14 protein-coding genes are annotated in these 11,773 nt (G+C 68.6%); 10 read left to right on the forward strand and 4 right to left on the reverse strand.

Features of this window, described 5'->3' with window-relative positions; all coding sequences use genetic code 11:
• Positions 1–81: 81 nt before the first annotated feature.
• The 6 genes from ACYQ78_RS17285 to ACYQ78_RS17310 all read left to right on the forward strand — a co-directional run bounded on the left by ACYQ78_RS17285 (position 82) and on the right by ACYQ78_RS17310 (position 4,375).
• A complete protein-coding gene (locus tag ACYQ78_RS17285; RefSeq protein ID WP_459801873.1) occupies positions 82–897 on the forward strand; it encodes a biotin--[acetyl-CoA-carboxylase] ligase in 816 nt (271 codons plus the stop codon).
• 44 nt (positions 898–941) lie between these two features.
• Positions 942–1,454, forward strand: coding sequence for a PH domain-containing protein (locus ACYQ78_RS17290; RefSeq protein ID WP_459801874.1), 513 nt, complete (start codon positions 942–944; stop codon positions 1,452–1,454).
• An 87-nt stretch (positions 1,455–1,541) separates the two neighbouring features.
• Positions 1,542–1,721 carry a (2Fe-2S)-binding protein gene (locus tag ACYQ78_RS17295; protein WP_066369379.1) on the forward strand — a complete coding sequence of 60 codons (180 nt, stop codon included), beginning with the start codon at positions 1,542–1,544 and terminating at the stop codon, positions 1,719–1,721.
• Positions 1,722–1,734: 13 nt separating this feature from the next.
• Entirely contained in the window at positions 1,735–2,217 is a 483-nt protein-coding gene (gene bfr, locus ACYQ78_RS17300) for a bacterioferritin (protein ID WP_459801875.1), read from the forward strand.
• Between the two features lie 212 nt (positions 2,218–2,429).
• Entirely contained in the window at positions 2,430–3,098 is a 669-nt protein-coding gene (locus ACYQ78_RS17305) for a response regulator transcription factor (RefSeq protein WP_030451323.1), read from the forward strand.
• 5 nt (positions 3,099–3,103) lie between these two features.
• A complete protein-coding gene (locus ACYQ78_RS17310; protein ID WP_459801876.1) occupies positions 3,104–4,375 on the forward strand; it encodes an ATP-binding protein in 1,272 nt (423 codons plus the stop codon).
• On the opposite strand, the gene ACYQ78_RS17315 is transcribed toward ACYQ78_RS17310, so the two are convergent.
• Entirely contained in the window at positions 4,348–4,845 is a 498-nt protein-coding gene (locus ACYQ78_RS17315) for a GtrA family protein (RefSeq protein WP_459801877.1), read from the reverse strand. The two genes, ACYQ78_RS17310 and ACYQ78_RS17315, sit on opposite strands and share 28 nt — an antisense overlap.
• 218 nt (positions 4,846–5,063) lie before the next feature.
• On the opposite strand from ACYQ78_RS17315, the gene ACYQ78_RS17320 reads away from it, so the two are divergent.
• The 3 genes from ACYQ78_RS17320 to purE are packed head-to-tail and all read left to right on the forward strand — an operon-like array spanning position 5,064 to position 7,636.
• On the forward strand, positions 5,064–6,017 hold the full coding sequence (locus ACYQ78_RS17320) for a hypothetical protein (RefSeq protein WP_459801878.1): 954 nt from the start codon (positions 5,064–5,066) through the stop codon (positions 6,015–6,017).
• Between the two features lie 49 nt (positions 6,018–6,066).
• On the forward strand, positions 6,067–7,137 hold the full coding sequence (locus ACYQ78_RS17325) for a 5-(carboxyamino)imidazole ribonucleotide synthase (RefSeq protein ID WP_459802404.1): 1,071 nt from the start codon (positions 6,067–6,069) through the stop codon (positions 7,135–7,137).
• Positions 7,124–7,636, forward strand: coding sequence for a 5-(carboxyamino)imidazole ribonucleotide mutase (gene purE / locus ACYQ78_RS17330; RefSeq protein ID WP_459802405.1), 513 nt, complete (start codon positions 7,124–7,126; stop codon positions 7,634–7,636). The genes ACYQ78_RS17325 and purE overlap by 14 nt, the downstream gene beginning before the upstream one ends.
• 92 nt (positions 7,637–7,728) lie before the next feature.
• Here purE and ACYQ78_RS17335 read toward each other — a convergent pair whose 3' ends face one another.
• Both ACYQ78_RS17335 and ACYQ78_RS17340 read right to left on the reverse strand, forming a co-directional pair.
• Positions 7,729–8,010 carry a hypothetical protein gene (locus tag ACYQ78_RS17335; RefSeq protein WP_459801879.1) on the reverse strand — a complete coding sequence of 94 codons (282 nt, stop codon included), beginning with the start codon at positions 8,008–8,010 and terminating at the stop codon, positions 7,729–7,731.
• Positions 8,011–8,064: 54 nt separating this feature from the next.
• Positions 8,065–9,375, reverse strand: a complete 1,311-nt coding sequence (locus ACYQ78_RS17340; protein ID WP_459801880.1) for a UDP-glucose dehydrogenase family protein — start codon at positions 9,373–9,375, stop codon at positions 8,065–8,067.
• A gap of 103 nt (positions 9,376–9,478) precedes the next feature.
• On the opposite strand from ACYQ78_RS17340, the gene ACYQ78_RS17345 reads away from it, so the two are divergent.
• Positions 9,479–10,642, forward strand: a complete 1,164-nt coding sequence (locus tag ACYQ78_RS17345) for an acyl-CoA dehydrogenase family protein (RefSeq protein ID WP_459801881.1) — start codon at positions 9,479–9,481, stop codon at positions 10,640–10,642.
• Here ACYQ78_RS17345 and ACYQ78_RS17350 read toward each other — a convergent pair.
• A complete protein-coding gene (locus ACYQ78_RS17350; RefSeq protein ID WP_459801882.1) occupies positions 10,635–11,714 on the reverse strand; it encodes a DUF6461 domain-containing protein in 1,080 nt (359 codons plus the stop codon). The genes ACYQ78_RS17345 and ACYQ78_RS17350 overlap by 8 nt on opposite strands.
• Positions 11,715–11,773 lie beyond the last annotated feature (59 nt).

Here is an 11,773-nt window from a genome sequence, read left to right on the forward strand (position 1 = left end):
GGCGTCACTACATGGGGTAGTAATCCCAGGTCATCGACTGTTCGTCGAACAGTGCGGTGTTCGGAAGGGAGAATGGCAGTCGTGCCCGAACCCTCGTATCCCGATTTGGACCGTCCCCAGCTGTCCCAGGCCGCCCTCAGGGCCGAGCTGGTCAGACCCGGATCGCTGTGGTCGTCCCTCACCGTCGTCGAGCGCACCGGCTCCACCAACGCCGATCTCTCGCAGGCCGTCCGCGACGGCGTCCGCGAGGGCGCCGTCCTGGTCGCCGAGTCCCAGTACGCCGGGCGGGGCCGCCTCGGCCGCGTCTGGATCGCCCCGCCGCGATCGGGGCTCACCTTCTCCGTGCTGCTGCGGCCCGAGGTCCCCGTGGCCCGGCAGGGCTGGCTGCCGCTGCTGTTCGGCCTGGCCGCCGCCACGGCGATCCGCCAGGTCGGCGAGGTCGACGTGCGGCTCAAATGGCCCAACGACCTGCTCCACGACGAGAGCAAGCTGGCCGGCATCCTGGCCGAGCGCATCGACTCGGCCGTCGTCATCGGCATGGGTCTCAACGTCAGCCTCCGCGACACCGAGCTCCCCGTCGGCCACGCCACCTCGCTCGCGCTGGCCGGGGCGGTCTGCCTCGACCGCGACCGGCTGCTCGCCGGGGTGCTGCGGGAGCTCGAACGCCTCTATCGCGACTGGACCATGGCGGGCGGCGACGCCGACGTGTCCGGCCTGCGGGCCGCCTACCTCGCCTCCAGCGCGACCGTGGGGCAGGAGGTCAGGGTGGAGCTCCCCGGCGAACGGCTGCTCACCGGCCGGGCGACCGGCATCAGCGAATCAGGCCAGCTGATCGTCAGGAGCGGGGGTGTCGACCATCCCCTGAGCGCGGGTGATGTCGTCCACGCGCGTCTCTGAAACACAGGGCCCGGAACGGACCGGTACGTGCCACGATGTGGCCCATGGGTCTCCCCGATCACCACCTGACCGACGGTGAGCGAGTCGTGCACTCGTTCCACCCGCACTGGAAGCGCCTTGTCGGTCCGTTCCTCGCGCTCGTTCTCGTCGTGGCCGCCTCGTCGGCCGCGATCTACTTCATTCCCAGCGACTACGAATACTCGGGCATCGCCCGCGTCGCGGTCGCCGTGGTCTCCGTCGTCGCCCTCGTTCTCCTGACCTTCATCCCCTACCTGCGGTGGAAGACCACGGGGTACACCCTGACCACCCACCGGTTCACGATCAGCACCGGCGTCCTGTCCAAGTCACAGGACGACATCCCGCTCGCCAAGGTCAACTCGGTCAGCTCCGACCAGTCCCTGATGGAGCGCGTGCTGGGCAGCGGAACCCTGAAGGTAGAGTCGGCGTCCGAACGCGGGGTCATCGACTACCGCGACATCCCCAAGATCCAGACCATCCGTGCCGACCTGTTCCGGCTGGTCGAGGACGCCTCCGACGGAGTGGTGGACGGTCACTGATCTGTGGCGGTACTCACATAGGCAAGCCTTACCTTCATCGGCTACCTTAGGAGAGCCTTACCTTTGCATCTCTGAAGGGTCCCCTGGATGTACGCCTGTGTGTGCCGAGCCGTCACCGAGAACGAGGTGCACGACTGCATCGCCAACGGCGCCCGGTCCATGCGGCAGATCCGCGACACCACCGGCGCCGGGGGCGACTGCGCCTCTTGTGTCAGGAAGATCTGTGCCATTCTGAAGCGGTCAGAAGATCTGATCACGACCGCTTAGATGTGAGGTGCCCATGCAGGGCGACAAGGACATCATCGCGCTGCTCAACGAGCAGCTGACGTCTGAACTCACCGCCATCAACCAGTACTTCCTGCACGCCAAGATGCAGGAGAACTGGGGTTTCACCAAGCTCGCCAGCTTCACCCGGGCCGAGTCGATCGACGAGATGCGCCACGCCGAGGCGCTGACCGACCGCATCCTCTTCCTGGAAGGCCTGCCCAACTACCAGAAGCTCTTCACGCTCCACGTCGGCCAGACGGTCAAGGAGCAGATCCAGAGCGACCTCGAACTCGAGATCGGCGTCGTCAAGCGCCTCAAGCCGGGCATCGCCCTGATGCGCGAGCGCGGCGACATCGTCTCGGCGCTGCTCTTCGAGGAGATCCTCAAGGACGAGGAGCACCACATCGACTACCTGGAGACCGAGTTGTCCCTCATGGAGACGCTCGGTGACGCTCTGTACCTCCAGCGGTACGCCGAGCCGCCGTCCGCGTCCTGACGCAGTCATGATGCAGGGCCGCGAGAAACGCCCGTCGGACTCCGGCGGGCGTTCGCTTTTGAGAACCAGATTCCTGGCCCCCAGCCCGCCCGGACATGCCGCTGCAAAACTGGCTTTGTCCATGTTTGCCCAGGTCAATTGATGGGTCAACGTGGAGTCAAACCGCGCGCTGTGCCCGGGAAACGATCGCCTAAGGTCCTACGATCGCTTCCATGACCTGCGTACTTCTCGCCGAGGATGACACCTCGATCTCCGAGCCGCTTGCGCGCGCCCTGCGCCGGGAGGGCTACCAAGTCGAGGTGAGTCCCGACGGCCCGCAGGCCCTGGAAAGGGCACTCTCGGGAGGCGTCGACCTCATCGTTCTCGACCTCGGCCTCCCGGAGATGGACGGCCTGGAGGTCGCCCGCCGTATCAGGGCCGAGGGCCACGGCACTCCCGTGCTGATCCTGACCGCTCGCGTCGACGAGGTCGACACCGTGGTCGGTCTCGACGCCGGGGCCGACGACTACGTGACCAAGCCGTTCCGCCTCGCCGAACTGCTCGCCCGGGTCCGGGCCCTGCTGCGGCGGGGGACCTCCGAGACCCCGGTCGTCCAGGGGGTGCGGATCGACGCCGACTCCCGCCGGGCCTGGATGGGCGACAAGGAGCTCCACCTGACCACCAAGGAGTTCGACCTGCTCCGCGTGCTCGTGCGCGACGCCGGCAAGGTCGTGACCCGGGAGCAGATCATGCGGGAGGTCTGGGACACCAACTGGTGGGGTTCCACCAAGACCCTCGACATGCACATCTCCTGGCTGCGGCGCAAGCTCGGTGACGACGCGGCGAAGCCGCGGTACATCACGACCGTCCGAGGGGTCGGCTTCCGCTTCGAACGCGAGTAAGGGGCATGCGGAGGCGTCTGCTCTCCTCGATGCTGCTCGTCGCGGTCATCGCGGTGCTGCTGCTCGGAGTTCCCCTCGGTGTTGTCGTCGTACGTCTCATCAACGACGAGGCCGCTCAGGAGCTCCGGGCAGAGGCCACGCGCGTCCTGATCAGCGTCGAGTACGCCATAAGCCAGGAGCAGCCGGTCGATCCCAAGCAACTTGAGCGCAACTACCCCAACCGGTTCATTCAGGTCGCGTTCCGCGGCATCGAGCCCATAACGGTCGGCGTCGAACCTCCCGTGAGCCGGTCGCTGACCGAAGACGCCCGCTCCGAGAACGGGGTCGTCCGGCTCAGCCGCGACACGGCGGAGATCGACCGTGACATAAGGGCCCGGTTGCTGCTGACCATCGCCCTGGCGGTCGCCGCGCTCGTCGTGGCCATCGGCCTGGCGGTCGTGACCTCACGCAGGCTCACTTTGCCGCTCCTCGATCTGGCGAAGATCGCGGAGCGGCTCGGCTCGGGCGACGCGCGCCCGAGCAAACACCGCTACGGCATCCCCGAGCTCGACCGGGTCGCCGAGGTGCTCGACCGCAGCGCGATCCGCATCTCCGAGCTGCTCGGGCGGGAGCGCGAGTTCGCCACCGACGCGTCCCACCAGCTCCGCACGCCCCTCACCGGGCTGACCATGCGCCTGGAGGAGATCGTCGCGGCGGCGTCCCAGCCGGCGATCGTGCGTGAGGAGGGGGAGGCGGCGATCGTCCAGGCCGAACGGCTGACGGCGGTGATCGACGAACTGCTCAACGCGGCCCGGCGCCAGCGTCACTCCCAGGCCGAGCCGATCGACGTCGACGAGGTGCTCGTGCAGCAGATCACCGAGTGGGATCCGGCGTTCCGGCGCTCCCGCCGGTCGATCCAGCTCACCGGGAGCCGGGGCCTGCGGGCGCTGGCCACCACGGGCGGCCTCAGCCAGGTCGTGGCCACGCTGCTCGACAACTCCCTGCACCACGGCGGCGGCATCGTCTCGATCACCACGACGAGCTCCGAGAAGTCCATCGTCATCGAGGTCTCCGACCAGGGCGAAGGCGTGCCCGAGAAGATCCGCGCACGGATCTTCGAACGCAGTGTCACCGGGGGTAGCGGCACCGGGCTCGGGCTCACGCTGGCGCGGTCGCTGGTCGCCGCCGACGGCGGGCGGCTGGAGCTGGTGAAACCCCGGCCGGCCACCTTCGCGATCTTCCTGCGGAAGGTCGGCGACGAAGAGCTCGGCTACCGCGTGGTGAGCGGCCCCGCCTGACCCTCTTCGGGGACCACCGGTTCCTCGACCACGGGCGGGGCCAGGAACACCCAGCGCTTGTACGACCAGAACCGGAACAGTGTGCCGAAGCCGGTGCCGATCACGAGGCCGATGTTGTTGGCCAGCAGGCTGTCGAGGCCGAGCGTGTAGCGGATGAAGCCGAGGCAGATCAGCTCGATCAGCAGGCCGACCCCGTTGAACACGAAGAACAGGATGTATTCGCGGGCCAGGCCGCTCTGCTCACGGTGGCGGAAGGTCCAGAACCGGTTGCCGAAGTAGGCGAACGTGGTGGCGACCACCGTCGCGATGACGTTGGCGATCAGCGTGCCCTCGGAGCCCCATGTGGTCCAGAGGATGTTCACCAGGCCGAACTTGATCACGGCGGCGATGGCGCCGACGGCACCGAACTTGATCAGCTCGCGGAGGAGGGTGGCGAATCGCGCATAAGCGCCGCGGATGAGTTGCTGCACGAGCCGCACAGTCCTTCCTGGTGGGGCGGGGTCGTCTCAGATTACCGGTTGGACCTGTGGAGCGGGCTGAAAGCTTCCTCTGAGTCCCTTTCTGCCCAGGTCGTCCAAGAACATTTCAAGAAATGTCAGACTTTGCGGCCCGATCGAGGCCGATACGGGCTACGTTGGCGCCCGACGTCACACCCGCGCGCACATTTGGGAGAGGTGCGGGCATCTCCATGGGCCGACTGAGCCGGATGCTGATCATCGGTACCGTGCTGGGCCTGCTCGCCGCCTGCGGCGGGCTGCCGGCGGAGACCACGGCCGGGGAGACCGACACCCCTTCCCGCACGGCCGACGTCCTCACCCTGGCCGCCGCCGAACGCGCCTTCGACAGCCTCCAGGCGCTGGACGCCGCCTGGGAGGACAGCGACTGCGCCGAAGTGGCCGACCTGATCGCGCCCCCCATCGCCGAGCTGGCCGGCGACACCTGCGAGGCCACCGCCCTCGGCCACGAGATGTCCCGGTTCGACTACACGGAACCCGAGTTCTACCTGCCCAGCCGGGGCGCCACCGGCACCCCCTGGTTCGCCGCCCTGGCCCGCGTGCCCGAACCGGCCTATTTCGTCTTCACCCACGCCAAGGGCCGCTGGCGGCTCGCGCTGGGGCCGGTCCCGGTGCCGGACGAGGCCCCCGAGGTGCACGTCACCGACGCCGTCGTGCCCACGGGCGACGACAACCCCCAGGTCACCGCCAGCCTGGTGTCCCAGCGCTGCCTGACGTACCTGACCGACCCGACGGGCGTGAACGGCATCCGCGTCCCGGCCGGCGACGCCATGCGCGCGCTGCGCGACGAGATCAGCCGGAGCGCGGCCGGATACCGTCCCGACAAGGTCTCCGTCGACGTACGTCTCATAGCGGACGCACCCTCCCACGCGCTGGCCCTCCCCGAGGGCGCGTCGCTGGTGTTCCACACGCTGCGGCTGGTCACCACCCAGACCCCCGGCGCCGGACGCGGCGAACTGTCCAAGCCGGCCTTCAGCGACCAGGAGATCCGCGCCTTCGCCGGGCACGGCCGCCTCGGCGAGGTGACCGCCGAGGAGTTGCTCTTCCTGGCGACCAAGGTGGACGCGGCGGGCCGGATGACCACGGTCGGCATGGGCCGTCAGCTGGCCTCCATGACGAACGTCTGACCCGGGCTGGGTAAACTTCGCGTTCGTGAACAGCCCTTTCATCGTCGGCATGGTCGGCGCCGGGCAGCTGGCCCGGATGACCCAGCAGGCCGCCATCGCCCTCGGCGTCGACCTCCGGGTGCTGGCCGGCTCCCGCGACGAGAGCGCCGCCAAGGTCGTCGTCGACACCCGGCTCGGTGACCACCGGGACCAGGGCGACCTGGCCGAGTTCGCCAAGGGCTGCGACGTCGTGACGTTCGACCACGAACACGTGCCGACCGACCTCATCGAGTCGCTGGGCGTCCCGGCCCGGCCGGGCGCCGCGGCCCTGGTCCACGCCCAGGACAAGCGCGTGATGCGCGAGCGGCTGACCGCCATGGGCGTGCCCTGCCCCAAGTGGAGCTCCACCGATTTCACCGCGCCGGTGGTCCTGAAGGCGGTCCGGGGCGGTTACGACGGTCGCGGCGTGTGGGTGGCCCGCACCCAGGCCGAGGTCGACGAGGTGGTCGCCACCGGCATCGACCTGATCGGCGAGGAGATCGTGCCGTTCGAGCGGGAGCTCGCGGTGCTGGTGGCGCGGTCGCCCCATGGGCAGGGTGTCGCATATCCGGTGGTGGAGACCGTCCAGGAAGACGGGATCTGCGTCGAGGTCCTGGCGCCCGCCCCCGGCCTCGACCCCGAACTGGCCGCCGAGGCGCAGCGGATCGCCCTGTCGATCGCCGAGGAACTGGGCGTGACCGGCCTGCTGGCCGTCGAGATGTTCCAGACCTCCACGGGCCTGCTGGTCAACGAGCTGGCCATGCGCCCCCACAACTCCGGCCACTGGACGATCGAGGGCGCCCGCACCTCCCAGTTCGAACAGCACCTCCGCGCCGTGCTCGACCTGCCGCTGGGCTCCCCCGAGATGGCCGCCCCGGTCGTGGTGATGGCCAACCTGCTGGGCGGCCCCGACCCCGACGTGTACTCGCGCTACGAGCACGTGATGGCCAACGACCCCGGCATCAAAATCCACTTCTACGGCAAGGACGTCCGTCCCGGCCGCAAGATCGGCCACGTGACGGCCCTGGGCTCCGACCTCGACGAGGTCCGGGCAAGGGCACGCCACGCGGTCACCTGTCTGAGAGGACCTGTCAGTGCCTGAGGTCGGCGTGGTCATGGGCAGCGACTCCGACTGGCCCGTCATGGGCCTGGCCGCCGAGGCGCTGCGCGAGTTCGACGTGTCCTTCGAGGCCGACGTGGTCTCGGCCCACCGCATGCCCGAAGAGATGATCGCCTATGGCAAGTCGGCGGCTTCACGTGGCCTGAAGGTGATCGTGGCCGGGGCCGGGGGCGCGGCCCACCTGCCCGGGATGCTGGCGTCGGTGACCCCGCTGCCGGTGATCGGGGTGCCGGTGCCGCTGAAGTACCTCGACGGGATGGACTCGCTGCTGTCGATCGTCCAGATGCCGGCGGGGGTGCCGGTCGCGACGGTGGCGGTGGGCGGGGCCCGGAACGCGGGGCTGCTGGCGGTCCGGATCCTGGCGGCCTCCGACCCGGCGCTTCAGCAGCGGATGATCGAGTTCCAGGCGGAACTGAAGAAGTCGGCCCACGCCAAGGGCGAGGCCCTCCGCAAGGCGGCAGCTGAGGGGTCCGCTTCCTAGGGAGATGGCAACCAGCGCCAGGCCTCGCCGGGGCCTCCCGCTGAGCGCTGCAATCGCTTGCCCATACAGCCGGAGTGGCCAATCGAGTGGGGCTACTTCTTCGGCGTGCGCCCGGTTCCGCCGCAACGACGGCAGTTGACCCATTTGCGGGTGGTCACGGTGGAGCCGGATGAGGTTTTGAACTCGACGACCTCATTCCAGCCTCCGACCCCCTGGCACTGGCCGCAGGTCTCGTTCTCGCTTGTGGTGAGTTCGCGGGTCGGGCCCGGGTGGAGGGCGGCGACGACGGCGTTCATCTGCTGCTCGGTGAGGAACGGGAGGGTGATCACGCTGCCCCGTGGGGTCGTGTACGTCATGAAGTAGTCATTCGCCATGCCTACGAGCGTATATAAGGGTCTACCGCTCGTATATGCTGGTTTGGTGACGGTTTACTGCGGGCGGCCCAGGGCTCGGTAGTTCCAGCCGGCGTTTCGCCAGGTGGTGGCGTCGAGGGCGTTGCGGCCGTCGACGATGTTGCGGACGTGGACCACCTCGCCCAACGCGTTGGGGTCGAGGTCGACGAACTCCTGCCATTCCGTCAGCAGCAGGACCACATCGGCCTCGCGGCAGGCGTCCAGGGCCGACTGCGCGTAGCTCAGGGTGGGCTGGGCCTTTTTCGCGTTGTCCAAGGCCACGGGGTCGTAGACCGTGACGGCGCCGCCCTCTTGGCCGATCGTCGCGGCCACGTCCAGGGCGGGGGAGTCGCGGATGTCGTCGCTGTTCGGCTTGAAGGCGGCGCCCAGGACGCCGACCACGCGGTTGCGGAATGAGCCGCCGACCATGTCGCGGGCCAGGTCGACCATTCTGGCGCGGCGGCGCATGTTGATGGCGTCGACCTCGCGGAGGAAGGTCAACGCCTGGTCGGCGCCCAGCTCCCCGGCTCGGGCCATGAAGGCGCGGATGTCCTTCGGGAGGCAGCCGCCGCCGAAACCCAGGCCGGGGTTGAGGAAGCGGCCGCCGATGCGTTCGTCGTACGAGAGGGCCTTGGAGAGCAGTTTCACGTCGGCCTGGGTGGCTTCGCAGACTTCGGCCATGGCGTTGATGAACGAGATCTTGGTGGCCAGGAAGGCGTTGGCGGCCGATTTGACCAGTTCGGCGGTGGGGAAGTCGGTGACCACGATCGGGATGTCGCCGAGGGGGGCGTACACCTCCCTGAGCATGGTCTCGGCTTTTGCGGAGGTGATGCCGAGGACGATGCGGTCGGGGTGGAGGGTGTCGTCGACGGCGAAGCCCTCGCGGAGGAATTCGGGGTTCCAGGCCAGTTCGGCGCGGTCGCCGGCCAGTTCGCGGAGCCGGGTGGCCAGCCGCTGGGCGGTGCCGACGGGGACGGTCGACTTGCCCACGACCAGGACGTCCCTGGTGATGTACGGCCCGAGCGACTCGACGACCTCGTCCAGGTAGGAGACGTCGGCGGCGAACTCGCCCTTCTTCTGGGGTGTGCCGACGCAGATGAAGTGGACGTCCCCGAACGCGGCGGCCTCCTCGTAGGAGGTGGTGAAGCGGAGTCGTCCACTTTTGACGTGTTTTTTGAGCAGGGCTTCGAGGCCGGGTTCGTAGATCGGCGACTCGCCACGCTGAAGGCGGGCGATCTTGTCGGGGTCGACGTCGAGGCCGAGGACGTCGAAGCCGAGCTCCGCCATGCACGCGGCATGGGTCGCCCCCAGGTAGCCGGTCCCCAGGACCGTGAGTCGGTACGCCACGCCGTGCTCCCCTCATGACCTGCTCATATCAGGGTGTGTGATGTTACATGAGGCTATAAGGGCCCACTGGTAGGCCGATAGTTGGACGTCCTAGAATCCGTGCATGAGCTTTCCTCTGTACGCGCCGGCGGAGGAGCACGAGATGCTCCGCGAGGCTATCCGGGCCCTGGCCGAAGAGAAGATCGCCCCGCGCGCCGCCGCGGCCGACGAGAACGAGGAGTTCCCCGAGGACTCCTACAAGGATCTCGTCGCGGCCGACTTCCACGCGGTCCACGTCCCCGAGGAGTACGGCGGCGCGGGCGCCGACGCGCTCGCGGCGGTGATCGTGATCGAAGAGGTGGCCCGGGTCTGCGCGTCGACCTCGCTGATCCCGGCGGTCAACAAGCTCGGCACGGTGCCGCTGCTGCTGTCGGCCTCCGATGAGCTCAAGGCGGCCTACCTGCCCGCGGTGGCGCGGGGAGAGGGCATGTTCTCCTACGCGCTCTCCGAGGCCGAGGCGGGTTCCGACGCCGCCGCGATGCGCACGCGTGCGGTGGCCGACGGCGACTCCTACGTGCTCAACGGCACCAAGATGTGGATCACCAACGCCGGGGTGTCGGAGTACTACACGGTCATGGCGGTGACCGATCCCTCTGCCGGGGCGCGGGGGATCTCGGCGTTCGTCGTGGAGAAGTCGGACGAAGGGGTGTCGTTCGGGCCCAAAGAGAAGAAGCTCGGCATCCGGGCGTCGCCGACGCGGACGGTGATCCTGGAGAACGTGCGGATTCCGGCGTCCCGGATGATCGGCGCTCCTGGCACGGGGTTCAAGACGGCTCTGGGGACCCTCGACCACACGCGGATCACCATCGCGGCCCAGGCGCTGGGCATCGCCCAGGGGGCGCTCGACTTCGCCATCGGTTACGTCAAGGAGCGCAAGCAGTTCGGGAAGGCGATCGGGGACTTCCAGGGTGTCCAGTTCATGATCGCCGACATGGCGGTGAAGCTGGAGGCGGCCCGGCAGCTGACGTATGCGGCGGCGGCCAAGTCGGAGCTGGCCATGCACGGCACGCCGGTGAAGGACCTGACCTTCTTCTCCTCGGCGGCCAAGACGGCCGCTTCCGATGCGGCGATGGAGATCACTACCGAGGCGGTGCAGCTGCTCGGCGGGTATGGGTACACGCGGGATTACCCGGTGGAGCGCATGATGCGCGACGCCAAGATCACCCAGATTTACGAGGGGACCAACCAGATCCAGCGCATGGTGATGGCTCGGCAGCTCCTCAAGTAGGGCCTGAACCCGGAGACCGCAGTTCGCGCATGATGTGCTCGCTCACGTTGCGCAGCACGATCAGGCGCATGAGGTCGACTCTGTTGGGCACCTTCATGCCCGCGACCTGCATCGTGGCCGCGCTCGCCGCCTCGGCGGGCTCGGGCCACAGGGTCCCGTGCAGGACGGCCAGGGCGTTGGCGGTCAGCCTCACCCGGTCGGCCTCGGGGCCGTCTCCGAGTGACTTCGCCTGGACGATCGCCGCGTCGGACTCCCGGATCAACCGGTCTCTCAGTTCCTGGCGCTCGCCCGGGAGGCGTTCGCCGGTGTCGAGCAGGCGCAGGACCTCGCCCGCGATCGGGTCTTCGATTCCGGCGATCGAGATGACGGTGGTCGCGATCTCGCGGTTGACGGCCGGTGCCATCGCGGGTGAGGGGTCGGCGATGATGCGGGCGAACCCCGGGTCGTCCAGGAAGGGCGCCCGGGGGTCGAGGTAGGCGGGTGGGACGATCGCGTCGGGCAGCGGGTCGACGATCTTGAAGACGTGGTGAGAAGAGGTCAGCCACTCGGGCGGGAAGAGGGCTCCGCTGAGTTTCTCCCCCAGGGCCAGACAGCGGGCCTGGAGCTCGGGCAGGCTCAGCTCATCGCTCACGCCCAGCTCCGCCAGGAGCGGGTCGAGCGCTGAGGGGTCGGCGCCCGTCCGATGGTCCACCTCGGCGAGGTCGAACTCGGTCTGGACCACGCCGTCGACGGCGTAGGTGACGGCGCTGTCCATGGCGAGGTTCCAGAAGACGGTGAAAGCCCGTCCTCGGGCCGACAGGGACTCCATGACCTCGGTCCGGGATCCCTGGTGGCCGTTGGGCGCGAGCGCGAGCGTCCAGCCGCCGATCGTGACGAGGTGGATCAGTTCGGCCCGGTAGTCCTCCTCGAGTTCCGCGATGGCGTCCTCGTCGGCCCACTGCTTGGAGTCGAGGTCGGCCCCGAACCGGCGGGCGACCTCGTCGATGTCGGGTTCCTGGACCCAGGTGAGGCAGAGCTGGTCCGGGAGGCCGGCCTCCATCAGCTCGGCGTACTTCGTGTCGGCGGGGTGCACCTTTTTCCTTTCGGGGCATCGTGGCCCGTCCGAGTACCGGGCGGGCCACGATGTTAGTC

This window comes from Herbidospora sp. RD11066 (assembly GCF_054661255.1).

Coding starts and splice junctions, on each gene's coding strand:
- ACYQ78_RS17335 (WP_459801879.1), bottom strand. CDS start 8,010: ATGGCGAATGACTACTTCATGACGTACACGACCCCACGGGGCAGCGTG.
- ACYQ78_RS17325 (WP_459802404.1), top strand. CDS start 6,067: ATGGTCGGCGCCGGGCAGCTGGCCCGGATGACCCAGCAGGCCGCCATC.
- ACYQ78_RS17295 (WP_066369379.1), top strand. CDS start 1,542: ATGTACGCCTGTGTGTGCCGAGCCGTCACCGAGAACGAGGTGCACGAC.
- ACYQ78_RS17305 (WP_030451323.1), top strand. CDS start 2,430: ATGACCTGCGTACTTCTCGCCGAGGATGACACCTCGATCTCCGAGCCG.
- ACYQ78_RS17320 (WP_459801878.1), top strand. CDS start 5,064: ATGGGCCGACTGAGCCGGATGCTGATCATCGGTACCGTGCTGGGCCTG.
- ACYQ78_RS17345 (WP_459801881.1), top strand. CDS start 9,479: ATGAGCTTTCCTCTGTACGCGCCGGCGGAGGAGCACGAGATGCTCCGC.
- ACYQ78_RS17310 (WP_459801876.1), top strand. CDS start 3,104: ATGCGGAGGCGTCTGCTCTCCTCGATGCTGCTCGTCGCGGTCATCGCG.
- bfr (WP_459801875.1), top strand. CDS start 1,735: ATGCAGGGCGACAAGGACATCATCGCGCTGCTCAACGAGCAGCTGACG.
- ACYQ78_RS17290 (WP_459801874.1), top strand. CDS start 942: ATGGGTCTCCCCGATCACCACCTGACCGACGGTGAGCGAGTCGTGCAC.